Here is a 15,827-nt window from a genome sequence, read left to right on the forward strand (position 1 = left end):
CCCATGATTACCTTACGCCAATTGGAATTTGCACTCGCTGTCGCCAAACATCGTCATTTTAAGCGTGCTGCCGAAGAATGTAACATCTCGCAATCCGCACTCAGCCTTGGTATCGCCGAGCTTGAAAAACAGCTTGATACCCAAATCTTTGAACGCAATAACAAACAAGTACTCATCACCCCCATCGGTGAAGAGCTACTCGAGCGTGCACAGCGTATCTTTAGCGAAATCAGTGATTTGACCACCCGAGCGCACAGCCACCAAATCCCGCTCGCCTATCCGATGACCATCGGTATCATCCCGACCATCGCACCGTACCTATTGCCAAAGGTGCTACCGACGCTCAAAGACAGCCATCCGCATTTTGAGCTGTCTGTGGTCGAAAAACAGACCGAACGCCTGATTGACCAAGTACGCTATGGGCATATCGATACCGCCATCATCGCCCTGCCTTATCCCCTAGAAGGCTTGCACGCATTTGAGTTTTGGGCGGAAGATTTTTTTGCGATTTTGCCCGAAAATGATGCACATATCGAACTTGGCAAAATCAACAGCGATGATTTGTCCAAGACCAATCTGCTACTACTTGGCGAAGGACACTGCCTAACTGACCAAGCACTGTCTGTGTGCTCTCTAAGCAAAAGCGAAATCAAATCCAGCTTTTCAGATGCTAGCCTAAACACGCTGATTCAGATGAGCCTAGCTGGTATGGGGACGACGCTTGTGCCAAAGATGGCACTTGACCAAATCAGCGCCACCAACCAAGTGCGTGCCGTACCCCTAGCAGAAGCAGGCCCGCATCGCCGTCTAGCATTCATCACTCGCCTAAACTACGCTCGTGTCAATGATGTGCGCCTATTGAGCGAGATTTTTGGTAAGGCATTGGCAAAAACTGCAAACTGATTTTAACATCGCTGACCAAGCATGAGATAAGTGATGCTATGATTTGTATGCAGGTTTAAAAAAATCACCCAAACCGCTTGATTTGGGTGATTTTTTGTTTGCAGTATCAAGCTTGAAAATCAAACTTAAAACATCAAACAATGCGCAAATTACAGATGCTTATCAAGTAGTGCTGCAAATTCTGATTTTGGACGGCCGCCGACAACAGCATCAACACGCTCGCCATTTTTGAAAACAAATAGCGTCGGGATACTGCGGATACCAAAGCGTGCTGCTGATTCTGGGTTGGCATCGACATCGACTTTGACGATTTGTACACGGCCAGCATAATCTTCGGCAAGCTCTTCAAGCACAGGGGCGATGGCTTTACATGGGCCACACCATGCCGCCCAAAAGTCCACCAAAACCACTTTGTCAGAATTTAGCACATCAGCATCAAAGCTGGCGTCAGTTGCATTGATAATTGACATAATTTTCTACCTTTTTACATAATCAAAAAAACTATTCACGAATCGCCTTATCCTAGTGACCAATCTCACCAAGCCCTACGATTTAGCTATCGCTATGATGGGGCTTGTGTTGAAATTTTCAAGATGGCGGTTTTTGCGATAAGTCATGGTATAATAACAGGCTTTAGCACCAAAGGCTTGGCTTTGGCGATTGAATTTATCAAAGATACCGATTTATTAGACAAATTATGACACTTTCAGAGACAGACATCGAGCAGATGAACGCTGCCGAATTGGCGCAATCGGATGAGTTTTTTGCAGAATTTGCCAAGTCCATCACCATCTATGAAGATGATGACATTTGGGTGCTGGATAAGCCTGCAGGGCTACTGAGCGTCGATGGGCGACTGCTCAAGGTCAGCTTACAATCTCGGCTACTACGGGTAAATCCTGAAGTCAAGCTCATCCACAGGCTAGACATGGACACATCAGGGCTGATTATCTTTGCCAAGCACAGCGACGCACAGACGCACATCAGCAAGCAGTTCATCGAACGCATTCCCCAAAAAGAATATCAAGCGGTGGTCATGGGTAGCATTGTGATGGATGACAAAAAAGGCGTGATTGATGTGCCTGTCCGCTATGAGCCATCGACCAAACCACGACATATCGTGGATATGAATTGGGATAAGCGTGCCTTGACACACTATGAAGTGCTACATCATGAACTGCGTCAAGACAGCACGGGCAAGGTACATCCTGTGACACGAGTGGCGTTAAAGCCCATCACAGGACGCAGTCATCAGCTACGAGTACATATGGTGCATATCGGTCATGTGATGATTGGCGACCCGATTTATGCCGAAGGTACAGCGCTCACACTCTCGCCAAGACTCAATCTACACGCCCACAAACTGCGCCTAAAGCACCCAACGCACGGCGTATGGATGGATTGGCAAAGCGATGTGCCGTTTTAGCAGCTTATCCACGCCCAAAATACACCCAAAAAAATGCCTGTCATCGTATGGATACAGGCATTTTTGCTTGGATTTTAAACTATCAAATCAATCCAGAAATCAGCGCACATTGATACAGACGCTTGGCACGAGAGCCCGAGTTACAAAACACCATCACAGGCTTTGGCAGTTCATTGATGAGCTTGGCAAAGCTTGCGACTTTTGCCTTATCCACACATTCTGAGCCATCAATCGGCAGATGATGATAATCAAGCCCTGCCATGCGTGCGCTGTCTTGGATGCTTTGGCTGGTCGGCTGATGTTCGCTTTCGTCATCAAATCGCAGATTGACCAAGCTTTTAAAGCCAAGCTTGGCAAGCGTTTGGCATTGGCAAGGATGGATTTGTTTATATAAAGTGATACTGCTGTGCATGATGATTTTTCCCCAAATTTTAATGGGAGTATCTTAGCTGATAGCACGCACGCTTGCAATTTTGATTTGGCATAAGCTTATGAGCGTTTGAGCGTCGCCACCGCTTGATTGGCGCTCAAAAACACCTGCCCTGATAACTGCTGTATCACATCGCTATGGGCAAGCACATCCATCACAGGGCCTTTGATTTCGGCAAAGTGCAGCCGTTTGCCTGCACTGATACACTCTTGATTAAAATCATACAGCATCTCTTGGGCGGATAAATCCACATGATTGACCGCTGTCATAATCAGCACAATATCAGCAATCGATGCATCCGCCATCAGCCGAGTCAGCTGTGCATGCACGGTTTGGGCATTGCCAAAGTATAGGCTCTCATCAATGCGTAGTAGTAGCAAGCCTGCAAAAGTCGTCGCCGTATGTCGCTCAATATTGCGAAAATGCTCGCTATCACCCACTCGCCCCACCACAGCGATATGCACCTGATGCGTGCGATAGACCATCATCGCAAAGCTGGCAAGCAGACCGACGACCAAGCCGACATTGAGCCCAAAGACAATCGATGCACCAAAGGTCAGCACAAAACACAGCGCATCCGCTCTGTCTTGACGCCATGCACCGATGAGCGTCTTGGTATCGACCATTGAGATGACCGAGCTGATAATCACCGCCGCCAAGATAGCATAAGGCAATCCTGCCAAATACTGCCCAAAGAACAACACAATCAATAAGATACCGACAGCACAGACGATGGATGACAAGGGGGAATTTGCGCCGACGGATAAATTTAGGCTCGTACGAGAAATCCCGCCTGCCACCGCAAAGCCACCAAACAGACCGCTTGCGATATTGGCAAAACCAAGCCCCATCATTTCTTTGTTGGCGTCATACGGCTCGGCACGCAGTCGAGCATGGTGTGCTGAGACAGTACTGCTTGAAATAAACGCAATCAGCGCAATCAATAACGCCGATGGCAACAGCTCAATCATCGTATTAATGCCAAGTGCCGGCAGTTTTGGTGATGCCAAGCCTGCAGGCGGTGTATCTAGCACGCTCACCCCAAGCTCACCAAGCTGATAATGCACGCCAAGATAAATCGAGCAAGCCACAAGCACAATGACAAACAAGCGATTGCCAAAGCCCATCAGCGGCGCTGGCAGCCATCCCCACACCCACCGCTCGCCATAGCGACTGATGAGCAGTAATATCAAAGCACCCAAGCCTATCAGCAAAGTCAGTGTATGAATGGGCTGGGTATTTTGAAAGGTACTGGTAATGAGTGAAATTAGGCTATCGGTATTGATATTAATACCGAGTAAATTTTTGAATTGGCTGATGATAATCAGCACCGCCGAGCCACTGATAAAGCCTGCCGCCACGCCACGACTGACAAACTGCATAATCCAGCCCAAGCGAAGCAAACTACCAAGCCACAAAATCACCCCCACCATAAACGCCAAGCCAATCGCAAGTGCGATGTACTGCAAGCTGCCTGTAGCATAGCCTGATAAGGCACTTGCTGTCATGATGGCAGTGATGGCGACAGGCCCGAGTGCTGATACACTGCTTGAGCCGATACAGGCATAGACTAGGACGGGTACGATGGATGCGTACAGTCCCATAATGGGCGGTAGGCCTGCCAATGCAGCATAGCCCAGACTTTGGGGAATGACAAGCACCGCCATCATTAGTCCGGCATAGACTTCAGGGATGGCGGTGCGGGGTGTGTCGATGAATTGCAAAACCCAGTTGGGTAATAGATTTTGCAATGTCATGGATTATTCTCCGTAGATTTTGACACCTTGAGCAAAGGCACAGCCTTTTTGGCGAGAGGCAACAATCATCGCATCATGCTCACCGTATAGGCGTGATAGTGCATTGGTTTTGGCTGATTTTTGACCGCCACTGCCCATGCCTAGACTAATGGTTGGGTAGATGCCATGACGACCGCCAGTGATACCGATGCCGATACCTGTTGATGATAGACCCACTTGTTGTTTTTGGGTTTGTTCAACCAGTGCTGTCACACGATTGACTTCTGATTGCAAAGCGGTGCAATCATAGTTTTGGTAAGTGGTTGGATTGACGTATTGTGGGGCAACTTTACCAGTTGAAGCACAGCCTGTCAACACAAGTGCAGTCGCTGCCGCACCGATGAATAATGCTTTCATAAACACCTTTTTATATCAAGGAAAAACACGCTTGGCAAGCATAATGCCTGCCAAGCCAACACGGGCAATGCCCAAAAAAAATCAGCTATTTGCTCGGCGAGACGCACACAACGGGCTGTCGGGTGCATCTTGCATACTTGCCCATTCATCAGGGGTATAAGCATGAATCGCCAGTGCGTGCACCGTACCGCCATTGGCAGTCAGATACGGGGCAACTTCGGCATAGACCTTTTGATGGCGAGCAGCTAGGCGAATCCCATCAAAGGCTGTACTTACAATCACAAGCTTAAAGTGGCTTTCTTTGCCTTCAAAATAGCCTGCGTGCATATGGCTTTCGTTATCAAGCGTCATATGCGTTGGTGCAAGCGATGCCAATGCGGTCAATAAAGCATTCTTGGTTGGGCTGTTCATTATCGATTCACCTGCTGATTAAGAACGCTTTTTGGCAGCTTGATACAATGGCTCAACGGTCGGCACGAGCTCTTGTAAGTTTTTGATGCGGTTGGCACTGCTTGGGTGCGTGCTCAAAAACTGCGGTATCGAACCACGGTCAGCCGCTTCCATTTTTTGCCACAAAGTCACGGCGGCATTTGGGTTGTAGCCGGCACGTGCCATCAGCTCAAGCCCCATCTTATCCGCTTCGGCTTCTTGGGTGCGAGAATGTGGCAAATCCAGTCCCAATTGACCTGCCAAGCCCACCAACTGCGCTTGACCGCTTGATAGACCCAAAGCGCTTGCGGCAATGCCAAGCACGCCACTGGTTGCCATCTGACGGCTCATTTTTTCGCGAGAATGTTCTCTGAGTGCGTGCGCCATCTCATGCCCCATGATGGCGGCAATCTCTGCATCGTTAAGCTTTAGACGCTCAATGATACCGCTATAAAACACAATCTTGCCACCTGGCATCACATAGGCATTGATGGTGTCATCTTTGATGGCGTGCACTTCCCAATTCCATGCATTAGCATCTGGTCGATAAATGGTCGTATGCGGGATAAGCTTTTGTGAAATGCGTTTTAGGCGATTGACCTGACTATAATCCACATCCAACGTGCCTTTTGAGCGTGCTTCGGCAAGCGTCTCACGATACGCTTGATTGGACAATTGCAAAATCTCGCTACTTGATACCAATAGCAACTGCTTGCGGTCAGCACCGACAGCACCTGCTTGTGTGGTGCTAGAACACCCTGTAATCGGTGCAATGGTCGCCGCTGCTACGGTCATGGCAAATAGGCTGTGTTTTAACGCTTTCATTTGTCATACTCCTTATCGACTTTTTACAAAAAAATCATCAGACTGATTATAACCAAAGCTGACTGCCCTGCAAAGCCATCTCAACAAAAAACTACAATAATTATGCAAAACCCGTGCAAATGATAGTCACAGCCGTGCCAAGCCATCCAAAACACATTTCAAAATCATTCCAAAATCATCCTGCGATGTTTGCCATTGTGACAGATGGCGACAGGTATTGTTATTTTATGTCATCAAATTGTCATGAAATGTTCACCAAACTGTCATTTGCCCGTCATCAAATTGTCATTTGCTCACCCTACAATAACCCTCAATACATTCAAGCTAATTTTACATTTAGGAGCTATCATGCCAAAGTTAACACTAAAAACCCTATTTGTCGGTATCGCAACCATCTCATTGCTGAGCGCTTGTGGCAAGCCTGCCCAAGACAGCAAAGCCGATACCCAAACCAATGCCACCACCACAGCAAGTGCTACCCCTGCTAGCATGGAGCAAGTCGGTATCAATATCACTGGGGCTGGTGCATCTTTTCCACAGCCGATTTATGCCAAGTGGTCAGCTGATTTTAAAGTAGCCAATGGCGGTCAGGTCAATTACCAATCTATCGGCTCATCAGGCGGTATCAAGCAAATCATCGCCAAAACCGTTGATTTTGGTGCATCAGACGCACCACTGAGCATCGACGAGCTTAATAAAGAAGGTCTCATCCAGTTCCCAACGGTCATCGGTGGTGTCGTGCCTGTCGTGAATATCGAAGGCGTTGAAGCAGGTAAACTTAAGCTTGACGGCGAGACTTTGGCAAATATCTATCTTGGCAAAATCACCAAGTGGAACGATGCTGCCATCACCACACTAAACCCTGATTTGACCCTACCAGATGCCAATATCACCACCGTATTTCGCTCGGACGGCTCGGGCACGACCTTTAACTTCACCGACTATCTTGCCAAAGTATCAACCGACTGGAAAGATGGCGTCGGCGTGGATAAGTCAATCAAATGGCCAACCACCGCAACCGGTGCAGGCGGTAAAGGCAACGAAGGCGTAGCAAGCTTTGTCGGTCAAATCAAAAACTCAATCGGCTATGTCGAATACGCCTATGCCAAGCAAAACGATATGGCTCATGTCTCGCTCAAAAATGCCGCCGGTGAATTTGTACAGCCATCTGCAGATAGCTTTGCTGCTGCCGGTGACATCGAGTGGACAGCGGATAATGGCTTTAACCAAGTCTTGACCAATTCAGCCACCGCAGGCGCATGGCCAATCGCAGCAGCGACTTTTATTTTGGTGCACAAAAACCCACAAAATCCTGAGCAAGTCGCTGGTGTACTGAAGTTCTTTGATTGGGCATATACCAATGGCGATAACGCAGCACTTGAGCTTGACTATGTGCCATTTAGCGATAAAGCGGTAGAAACTTTCCGCCAAAGCTGGCAACAAGTACAAGGCGCAGACGGTAAGCCTGTCCTTTAATCCAAAAAAAGCGGCTTGCAGGCAGTCGTCTGCAAGCCCAATTATTTTTAAAGATAGTATTTTTAAAAGATAAAATCAGTCATTATGAATCCTACAATCAATCCGACACTGTCATCCAAACTGGCTCGCCAAAGACGCCTAGATGTCGCCTTTGTGTGGGCAACTCGTCTTTGTGCCATCATGGTGCTTTTGACCTTGGGCGGTATCTTGGTCTCGCTATTGGTGGGTGCATTGCCAAGCATCAAAGCATTTGGGCTAACTTTTTATACCAATGCCAACTGGGACCCTGTCGCAGGCGAATTTGGGGCGCTTGCACCGATTTATGGCACGCTTGTGACATCCATCATTGCCGTAGCCATCGCCGTGCCAGTCAGCTTTGGGATTGCGGTGTTTTTGACTGAGCTATGTCCGACAATTTTGAAGCGACCACTAGGCATTGCCATTGAGCTACTTGCAGGTATTCCATCGATTATCTATGGTATGTGGGGCTTGTTTGTCTTTGCGCCGTGGTTTAGCGAAACCGTTCAGCCGTGGATGATTGAGAATCTTGCTCGCCTGCCGATTATCGGTCAGATGTTCGTCGGTGCGCCGATTGGTATTGGTCTATTTACCGCAGGCTTGGTGCTTGCCATTATGATTATTCCCTTTATCGCGTCATCGATGCGTGATGTGTTCTTGGTCGTGCCTGATATGCTCAAAGAATCTGCCTATGGCATGGGCGCAACCAAATGGGAAGTGGTGATGAAAGTCGTCCTGCCTTATACCAAAGCAGGCGTCGTTGGCGGTCTGATTCTAGGTCTGGGTCGTGCGCTTGGCGAGACGATGGCGGTGACTTTCTTGATTGGTAATGCCTTTAATATCAACGCAAGTCTATTCACATCAGGGGTGTCGATTACATCAGCGCTTGCCAATGAGTTCGCCGAAGCATCCAGCGAAATCCATCTGTCATCGCTACTGCACTTAGGCTTAATTCTGTTTGTGATTAGCTTTATTGTGCTGTCCATCTCAAAGCTGATGCTGATGAAGCTTGACCGCAAATCAGGCAACTAATACCCAAAGGATATGAATATGACTTCTGCAAACCAAACCGCCTTTATGAAGCGCATCCACTTGCCAAAATACCGCCGTCGCACCGCCATCAACCGTCTAGGCTTGATGTTTACGAGCGTGGCGATGGTCTTTGGTCTGTTTTGGCTTGCTTGGATTTTGATTACTTTGGTCGGGCACGGGATGGACGGCTTATTGACCATGCCTGTCTTTACAACAGACACGCCACCGCCAATGACCGAAGGTGGTCTGCGTAATGCCATTGTTGGCTCGATTTTGTTGTCATTTTTGGGATTGTTTGTCGGTACGCCGATTGGGATTTTGACAGGGGTGTATTTGGCAGAATTTGACAAGACCAGCTGGCTTGCTCGCACCACTCGTTTTATGAATGATGTTTTGCTATCAGCGCCATCGATTGTCATCGGCTTATTTATCTTTGCCATCATGGTGCATGGTCGTGGCTTTTCGGGCTGGGCAGGTGTCGTTGCTCTAGCGGTGATTGTCATTCCTGTCGTCATCCGCACCACCGAAAGTATGCTACTGCTTGTGCCTAATAACCTGCGTGAAGCAGGCTATGCGCTCGGCGCACCCAAATACAAGCTTGTCAGTATGGTGACGCTCAAATCCGCCAAAGCCGGTGTCATCACAGGCGTACTGCTTGCCTTTGCTCGTATTGCCGGCGAGACTGCGCCATTACTATTCACCGCCTTGAACAACCAGTACTTTAGTACAGATATGTCGCAAGCGATGGCAAACTTGCCAAATACCATTTATCAATTTGCCATGAGCCCTTATGACAATTGGCACGCCCTAGCTTGGGCAGCAGCGCTACTGATTACCTTTGCCGTCTTACTACTTAATATCATCGCGCGTATCATCAGCCACTCACAGCACAAACGCTAAACACGACAAGCTAGCGTTGATAGCAGATTATCGGAGAAAAACCATGCTAAACTCGAATTTCAACCACTCATCAGACACACTAACCATGCCACTATTTTTGCAAGATGACCAAGCCGTCGCAAGCGAGCAGACGAGCGCCAAAGTACAAGTTCGCAACCTTGATTTTTATTATGGTGATTATCATGCGCTCAAAAATATCAATCTTGACATCGCCGACAAAAAAGTCACCGCATTCATCGGGCCATCAGGCTGTGGCAAATCAACCCTGCTACGCACCCTAAACCGTATGTATGACCTATATGACGGTATGCGAGCAACGGGCGAAATCATCCTTGATAACCAAAACATCCTAGACAGGCACATCGATGTCAATCTACTGCGTGCCAAAGTCGGTATGGTCTTTCAAAAACCAACCCCATTTGCCATGTCTATCTATGACAATGTCGCCTTTGGTGTCAAGCTGTACGAAAATCTCTCAAAAGCTGAGCTTGACGAGCGTGTCGAATGGGCACTCAAAAAATCCGCGCTATGGAACGAAGTCAAAGACAAGCTCAAAAAATCAGGGATGTCACTATCAGGCGGTCAGCAGCAGCGCCTATGTATCGCACGCTCAGTCGCCACTCGTCCAGAAGTGCTACTGCTCGATGAGCCGACATCTGCGCTTGACCCAATCTCAACAGGTGCAATCGAAGAGCTTATCCACGACCTAAAGCATGACTACACCATCGCCATCGTCACGCACAATATGCAACAAGCGGTACGCTGCTCTGACTACACCGCCTATATGTATCTGGGTGATATGATTGAGATGGGCAAGACTGAGCAAATCTTTAATCAACCAAAAAACAAAGCCACCGCCGACTACATCGCAGGTCGCCACGGCTAATCAAAAAATGGCTGTGCCTTTGTCTTGGGCACAGCCATCCTTATCACAGGGTGTCCGATGAGTGCATACGATATGATGAATTTTGATAAAACTTTGCCTAAATATCGCTCAAAAATTGACATCAGCCCAAAACTTGCTAGACTAGGGATATCCCAAAAACTTAATCCATTTGCCAAATACGGCACGACTGAGAGCATCATGACCACACCTACGATTTTAGTTGTCGAAGATGAACCTGCCATCAATGAGCTGATTGTCAATACGCTAGAGTTGGCAAGCTTTCACGCCATTCAAGCATTTGATACCAAAAGCGCTTATGTCGCCGTGGTTGACCACAAGCCTGATTTGATTTTGCTGGATTGGATGATGCCCTTTGGCGAATCGGGTATTGACTTTGCCCTACGCCTAAAAAAAGACCCCACCACCGCCGACATTCCTATCATCATGCTCACCGCAAAAGGCGAAGAAGACAACAAAGTCTATGGACTCGATGCTGGTGTCGATGACTATATGACCAAGCCATTTAGCACCCGAGAGCTTGTTAGCCGTGTCAAAGCCGTGCTACGCCGTGTGCATGGCAGTAGTAGCGAGCAGACGATGAGCGTTGGTTCATTGACCATCAACACCGCCAGTCAGCGGGTGATGTCAGGCGATGAAGAAGTATCAATGAGTAGCACCGAATATCGCTTGTTGCTATTTTTTGTCAGTCATGCTGAGCGTGCCTATACCCGTGCGCAGATTCTTGATGCGGTATGGGGTGGCAATGTCTATATCGATGAACGCACGGTTGATGTGCATATCCGCCGACTACGCAACTTACTCAAGCCCTATGATGCAGATGGCTTTATACAGACTGTGCGTGGCACGGGCTATCGCTTTTCGGAAAAATAATCATGACACCCACGACACCTGCCATATTAGACGCACTCAGTGAAGGGGTGGTACTGCTCTATGATGGGCACATCCAGTACAAGAACCGTATCGCAGACGAGCTACTGCTAGACGCTGCTGCGACTGATTTAGCCAAGCTGTTTGGCAATGATATCGCCAAGCAAATCACGACGCATCTGAATACCAGCCCAAGCGAGCCCTATGAGTTTCGTGCGCCGTCGCCATGCGTGGCAGGCGATGTGCTGTTGTTGCGGATTTTGCCATTTGACGATGGACATCTGATTAGTATCCAAGATTATACACGCCTGCATCATCTTGAGCAGATGAAGACGGATTTTGTGGGTAATGTATCGCATGAACTGCGTACGCCTTTGACGGTGATTTTGGGGTATTTAGAAAATTTCACCCACACGCCTGACATTCCCCCTGTGTGGCAACGGGGCATGAAACTCATGCAAGAGCAAGCCGTGCGTATGAATGAGCTGATTAATGATTTGCTCATGCTGTCTCGGCTTGAGAGTGATGAGAGCAAGCCTGAGCTGATGGTAGATATGCCACGACTACTGATGCAGGTTTTTGACAACGCCCAAGCCAGCAACCAATCTGGTCATGTGATTGATATCCATCTTGACACCGCCAAAAATATCATCGGCATCGAGTCGTATCTGTACAGTGCGATTTTAAATCTTGTTACCAATGCCATCAAATACACCCCTGCAGGCGGTGAGATTGATATCATCTGGGAAGAAGTGGGCGATACGGCACATCTAAGCGTCATTGATGACGGCATCGGTATCAGCCATGAGCATTTATCACGCCTAACAGAGCGATTTTATCGAGTGGATAGCGGTCGCAGTCGTGCCACAGGTGGTACAGGGCTTGGGCTTGCCATTGTCAAACACGTACTCAATAAGCACGATGCTAGACTTGAGATTGAATCCAAAGAAGGCGCAGGCTCAACTTTTCGCATTATATTCCCATCAGCCAAGCTCATTGATGGCAAATTCACCCGACTGTCAGCCACCACAGATACTGTGTTGCCAACGCCAAGCCTAGGATAAGACATGGATTTAATCAGACAAGAGCTCGATAAATTGGCATCGGTGGATTTAGGCTCAAATAGCTTTCATTTGGCAATCGCCGAACGCCACGGCGATAAGCTCAAAAAAGTCGCTTCTATGAGCGAAAAAGTACAGCTTGGTGCAGGACTAGATGAGAATAACCACTTATCCGAATCCGTCCAAGCTCGTGGGCTAGATTGCTTGGCACGCTTTGCCGGTCGGCTCGTCGATGTGCCTATCAATCGGGTGCGTGTGGTCGCCACCAATGCTCTACGCCAAGCCATCAATAGTGATGACTTTATTCAAAAAGCCAATGCCATCTTGCCTGTGCCTATCGAAATCATCTCAGGACGAGAAGAAGCCCGACTCATCTATCTGGGCGTCAGCCACACAAGCCATAGCACACGCCAGCGACTGGTCGTCGATATCGGCGGTGGCTCAACCGAGTTGATTATCGGCAAAGGGCTCACCCCCTTACTCACCGAAAGTGCGCAGATGGGCTCGGTGAGCTTTACTCAGCGGTTTTTTAAAGATGGTCAAATCAGCGACATTGCCTTTGAGCGAGCCATCTATGCCGCCCAAAAAGAAATCATTCAGCACGCCAACCGCTACAAAAAAACAGGCTTTGAAGAAGTGCTTGGCTCATCAGGCACTATCAAAGTCATCAAGCAAGCTTTGGCAGGCTTTGGGCTCGGTGATGATATTACCATCGCAGGCGTGGAGCAGCTGCGTGCGTCTTTGGTGGCGTGCGGTCATGTCGATGAGATTGATTTTGCTGGTGTCAAGGCGCACCGCAAGGCGTTTTTTCCTGCTGGGGTGGCGATTTTACTCGCTGTGATGAAGGTCTTTGGTATTCGCTTGATGCGCTACTGTGACGGTGCACTGCGTGAAGGGGTCATGTACGACCTATTGTCCCGTCTTGGCAGTGATGATGTGCGTGATGATAGCGTTTTGGCGTTGATGGAGCGATTTGGCGTGGACAAAAAACAAGCCAAACGAGTCGCCAAAACCGCCCAAGCACTCTTTGACCAAGTCGCTGATACCCTGCATCTGTCCTTGGACAATGAACAACTACTCAAGCGAGCGGCGCTCTTACACGAAATCGGACAAGCCATCGGACACAGTGGCTATCATGAGCATGGTGCGTATATGCTCAAGCACGCAGATATGGCAGGCTTTAGCCGTACCGACCAACAAAAACTCTCAAGCTTGGTTCGCTATCATCGTCGTGGCATCACCGCCAATGATTTGGACCTCTTACAACAAATCGGCGGTCGCAAATTGGCAACGCTCGCCCTACTGCTGCGTATCGCTGTCGTTGCCAATCACAGCCGTACCGAGCTTGGCAAACAACAGCTCAAGCTTGACATCACCAGCGACCAGCATTGGCATATCCAAGTCCAAATCGACAAGCCAGAACATCAGGCGTGTGTCATCGACATCAGCGATGAAGCAACATGGTTCGCCAAATGGGGCATTGGTCTGTCGGTGACTGGTGTTTGATAAGTATTTAACTGATTGATATTCAATGATATTTTTATCAATCAGAAATTTTTTTGAAAAAAATCCAATTTTTTTACAAAAAACGCTTGACGGCAGATTATTATCCTGTATAATACGCACCCATACAGCGACAGATGCTAAGTAAATAAGCAAAACGCTGATATGCGGGAATAGCTCAGTTGGTAGAGCACAACCTTGCCAAGGTTGGGGTCGCGAGTTCGAATCTCGTTTCCCGCTCCAAATTTTAAAAAGTCCAAATCGAACGGTTTGGGCTTTTTGTTGTTATCGGCTTTTAGCGATGGTATTTTGCCAAACCAGTTTGCACCATTCACTGTATCACGCCATCACCCAATACTAGCCAAAACAACCATCAATTGATTTTGCCAAATTAACTTGACAAACCCCCTAATTTCATCTTAATATTAGCACGCTTGCAATCAAGGTTCTGCTGATTGCATTTTTCTTTTTTAGACCAATCCATTCTCTTGCACATATCGTGCGCATGACACACTTCATTTTTACCTATCTATGAATCTAACCGAACTAAAACGAAAATCCGTTGGTGAACTGCTCGCCATCGCTGACGCTATGGGTCTTGAAAACATGGCACGAAGCCGTAAACAAGACATCATTTTTGCCATCCTAAAGACACACGCACGCAACGGCGAAGCGATTTATGGTGATGGCGTGCTTGAGATTTTGCCCGATGGCTTTGGATTTTTGCGTTCATCCGAAGGCTCATACCTAGCTGGCCCTGATGACATCTATGTCAGCCCAAGCCAAATCCGCCGCTTTAACCTACAAACAGGCGACTCTATCGCAGGTCAGATCAGACCACCAAAAGATTCCGAGCGTTATTTTGCACTTCTAAAGGTCAGCGAAATCAACTTTGACACTCCCGACCGCAGCCGTCATAAGCTGATTTTTGAAAACTTAACCCCGCTATTCCCAACCGAGCAACTGGTGCTTGAAACAGGCAACGGCACGACCGAAGATCTGACTGGTCGTATCATTGATTTGATTGCCCCGATTGGTAAAGGTCAGCGCTCTATCATCGTCGCGCCGCCAAAAGCGGGTAAAACGGTGCTACTGCAAACCATCGCCCAATCCATCACCAAAAATCATCCAGAGTGCTATCTGATTGTCCTGCTCATCGACGAACGCCCAGAAGAAGTCACCGAGATGCAACGCACCGTGCGTGGCGAAGTCGTCGCATCGACCTTTGATGAGCCGCCACAGCGTCATATCCAAGTTGCCGAAATGGTCATCGAAAAAGCCAAACGACTCGTCGAGCACAAACAAGATGTCGTCATCCTACTTGACTCCATCACTCGTCTAGCCCGTGCTTATAACACAGTTATCCCATCATCAGGCAAGGTGCTGACCGGTGGTGTCGATGCCAATGCGCTAGAGCGTCCAAAGCGTTTCTTTGGTGCGGCTCGTAATGTCGAAGAAGGCGGCAGCCTGACCATCATCTCAACTGCCTTGATTGATACTGGCTCAAAGATGGACAGCGTGATTTTTGAAGAATTTAAAGGCACAGGCAACCAAGAAATCACCCTTGAGCGTGACTTGGCAGAGCGACGCATTTTCCCTGCGATTAATATCAAAAAATCCAGCACACGCCGTGAAGAACGCCTACTTGACGAAGATACCCTGCGCCGTGTGTGGATTTTGCGTAAGCTCATGCAGCCGATGGACGACTCGCAAGCCACCGAATTTTTGCTTGAGCGACTCAAAGATTCCAAGACCAACGACGAATTCTTTGAGCAGATGATCAAAAAATCACAAAACAGCTAATTACATCATTACAACCACACTCACCCATAGATGCTTATCTGTGGGTGATTTTTTTATTCTCTTGCATAAAATTGATTAAAAATTGCGCAAAATT

General features: G+C 48.1%; 16 protein-coding genes and 1 tRNA gene. 11 read left to right on the forward strand and 6 right to left on the reverse strand.

Translation table 11 applies throughout. The annotated features are described in order from the left end of the window. The first annotated feature begins 3 nt into the window (after positions 1-3). Positions 4-903 (forward strand): hydrogen peroxide-inducible genes activator, encoded by a 900-nt coding sequence (locus tag B0680_RS05210; protein WP_078254039.1) that lies wholly within the window; start codon positions 4-6, stop codon positions 901-903. 149 nt (positions 904-1,052) lie between these two features. Here B0680_RS05210 and trxA read toward each other — a convergent pair whose 3' ends face one another. Next, positions 1,053-1,373, reverse strand: a complete 321-nt coding sequence (gene trxA / locus B0680_RS05215; protein ID WP_078254040.1) for a thioredoxin — start codon at positions 1,371-1,373, stop codon at positions 1,053-1,055. 227 nt (positions 1,374-1,600) lie between these two features. On the opposite strand from trxA, the gene B0680_RS05220 reads away from it, so the two are divergent. After that, the gene (locus B0680_RS05220; RefSeq protein WP_078254041.1) at positions 1,601-2,329 is read left to right on the forward strand and encodes an RluA family pseudouridine synthase; all 729 of its coding nucleotides are present in this window, start codon (positions 1,601-1,603) and stop codon (positions 2,327-2,329) included. Positions 2,330-2,411: 82 nt separating this feature from the next. Here the strand turns inward: B0680_RS05220 and B0680_RS05225 are convergent, their stop codons facing one another. From B0680_RS05225 to B0680_RS05245, 5 genes are all read right to left on the reverse strand, one after another. Next, entirely contained in the window at positions 2,412-2,741 is a 330-nt protein-coding gene (locus B0680_RS05225; protein ID WP_078254042.1) for a beta-lactamase hydrolase domain-containing protein, read from the reverse strand. Positions 2,742-2,818: 77 nt separating this feature from the next. After that, on the reverse strand, positions 2,819-4,516 hold the full coding sequence (locus tag B0680_RS05230) for a SulP family inorganic anion transporter (protein WP_078254043.1): 1,698 nt from the start codon (positions 4,514-4,516) through the stop codon (positions 2,819-2,821). A 3-nt stretch (positions 4,517-4,519) separates the two neighbouring features. After that, positions 4,520-4,912, reverse strand: coding sequence for a hypothetical protein (locus B0680_RS05235; protein ID WP_078254044.1), 393 nt, complete (start codon positions 4,910-4,912; stop codon positions 4,520-4,522). Positions 4,913-4,993: 81 nt separating this feature from the next. After that, on the reverse strand, positions 4,994-5,323 hold the full coding sequence (locus B0680_RS05240; RefSeq protein ID WP_078254045.1) for a BolA family protein: 330 nt from the start codon (positions 5,321-5,323) through the stop codon (positions 4,994-4,996). Between the two features lie 18 nt (positions 5,324-5,341). Next, entirely contained in the window at positions 5,342-6,166 is an 825-nt protein-coding gene (locus B0680_RS05245; protein ID WP_078254046.1) for a M48 family metallopeptidase, read from the reverse strand. 489 nt (positions 6,167-6,655) lie between these two features. On the opposite strand from B0680_RS05245, the gene pstS reads away from it, so the two are divergent. The 9 genes from pstS (at position 6,656) to rho (ending at position 15,733) form a co-directional block, all read left to right on the forward strand. Next, entirely contained in the window at positions 6,656-7,642 is a 987-nt protein-coding gene (gene pstS, locus B0680_RS05250) for a phosphate ABC transporter substrate-binding protein PstS (RefSeq protein WP_407661998.1), read from the forward strand. 84 nt (positions 7,643-7,726) lie between these two features. Further along, positions 7,727-8,692: a phosphate ABC transporter permease subunit PstC gene (pstC, locus tag B0680_RS05255; protein ID WP_078254048.1), complete on the forward strand. Its 966-nt coding sequence runs from the start codon at positions 7,727-7,729 to the stop codon at positions 8,690-8,692. Between the two features lie 18 nt (positions 8,693-8,710). Continuing rightward, positions 8,711-9,592, forward strand: coding sequence for a phosphate ABC transporter permease PstA (pstA, locus tag B0680_RS05260; protein ID WP_078254049.1), 882 nt, complete (start codon positions 8,711-8,713; stop codon positions 9,590-9,592). Positions 9,593-9,677: 85 nt separating this feature from the next. After that, the gene (gene pstB, locus B0680_RS05265) at positions 9,678-10,478 is read left to right on the forward strand and encodes a phosphate ABC transporter ATP-binding protein PstB (RefSeq protein WP_078254159.1); all 801 of its coding nucleotides are present in this window, start codon (positions 9,678-9,680) and stop codon (positions 10,476-10,478) included. Positions 10,479-10,676: 198 nt separating this feature from the next. Further along, positions 10,677-11,369, forward strand: coding sequence for a phosphate regulon transcriptional regulator PhoB (gene phoB / locus B0680_RS05270; protein WP_078254160.1), 693 nt, complete (start codon positions 10,677-10,679; stop codon positions 11,367-11,369). Positions 11,370-11,371: 2 nt separating this feature from the next. After that, positions 11,372-12,430, forward strand: coding sequence for a phosphate regulon sensor histidine kinase PhoR (gene phoR, locus B0680_RS05275; RefSeq protein ID WP_078254050.1), 1,059 nt, complete (start codon positions 11,372-11,374; stop codon positions 12,428-12,430). 3 nt (positions 12,431-12,433) lie between these two features. Then, on the forward strand, positions 12,434-13,933 hold the full coding sequence (locus B0680_RS05280; RefSeq protein ID WP_078254051.1) for a Ppx/GppA phosphatase family protein: 1,500 nt from the start codon (positions 12,434-12,436) through the stop codon (positions 13,931-13,933). A gap of 164 nt (positions 13,934-14,097) precedes the next feature. After that, positions 14,098-14,173 (forward strand) — tRNA-Gly (locus B0680_RS05285). Positions 14,174-14,461: 288 nt separating this feature from the next. Next, positions 14,462-15,733 (forward strand): transcription termination factor Rho, encoded by a 1,272-nt coding sequence (gene rho, locus B0680_RS05290; protein WP_078254052.1) that lies wholly within the window; start codon positions 14,462-14,464, stop codon positions 15,731-15,733. The last annotated feature ends 94 nt before the right edge of the window (positions 15,734-15,827 follow it).

The organism is Moraxella pluranimalium, from assembly GCF_002014825.1.
Taxonomy (GTDB): Bacteria; Pseudomonadota; Gammaproteobacteria; order Pseudomonadales; family Moraxellaceae; genus Moraxella; species Moraxella pluranimalium.

Bases quoted from the DNA above. Each gene is read 5' to 3' on its own strand.
- rho (WP_078254052.1), top strand. From the start codon at position 14,462: ATGAATCTAACCGAACTAAAACGAAAATCCGTTGGTGAACTGCTCGCC.
- pstB (WP_078254159.1), top strand. From the start codon at position 9,678: ATGCCACTATTTTTGCAAGATGACCAAGCCGTCGCAAGCGAGCAGACG.
- pstC (WP_078254048.1), top strand. From the start codon at position 7,727: ATGAATCCTACAATCAATCCGACACTGTCATCCAAACTGGCTCGCCAA.
- B0680_RS05280 (WP_078254051.1), top strand. From the start codon at position 12,434: ATGGATTTAATCAGACAAGAGCTCGATAAATTGGCATCGGTGGATTTA.
- trxA (WP_078254040.1), bottom strand. From the start codon at position 1,373: ATGTCAATTATCAATGCAACTGACGCCAGCTTTGATGCTGATGTGCTA.
- B0680_RS05240 (WP_078254045.1), bottom strand. From the start codon at position 5,323: ATGAACAGCCCAACCAAGAATGCTTTATTGACCGCATTGGCATCGCTT.
- B0680_RS05220 (WP_078254041.1), top strand. From the start codon at position 1,601: ATGACACTTTCAGAGACAGACATCGAGCAGATGAACGCTGCCGAATTG.
- B0680_RS05235 (WP_078254044.1), bottom strand. From the start codon at position 4,912: ATGAAAGCATTATTCATCGGTGCGGCAGCGACTGCACTTGTGTTGACA.
- B0680_RS05225 (WP_078254042.1), bottom strand. From the start codon at position 2,741: ATGCACAGCAGTATCACTTTATATAAACAAATCCATCCTTGCCAATGC.
- B0680_RS05245 (WP_078254046.1), bottom strand. From the start codon at position 6,166: ATGAAAGCGTTAAAACACAGCCTATTTGCCATGACCGTAGCAGCGGCG.
- B0680_RS05230 (WP_078254043.1), bottom strand. From the start codon at position 4,516: ATGACATTGCAAAATCTATTACCCAACTGGGTTTTGCAATTCATCGAC.
- pstS (WP_407661998.1), top strand. From the start codon at position 6,656: ATGGAGCAAGTCGGTATCAATATCACTGGGGCTGGTGCATCTTTTCCA.
- phoR (WP_078254050.1), top strand. From the start codon at position 11,372: ATGACACCCACGACACCTGCCATATTAGACGCACTCAGTGAAGGGGTG.
- B0680_RS05210 (WP_078254039.1), top strand. From the start codon at position 4: ATGATTACCTTACGCCAATTGGAATTTGCACTCGCTGTCGCCAAACAT.
- pstA (WP_078254049.1), top strand. From the start codon at position 8,711: ATGACTTCTGCAAACCAAACCGCCTTTATGAAGCGCATCCACTTGCCA.
- phoB (WP_078254160.1), top strand. From the start codon at position 10,677: ATGACCACACCTACGATTTTAGTTGTCGAAGATGAACCTGCCATCAAT.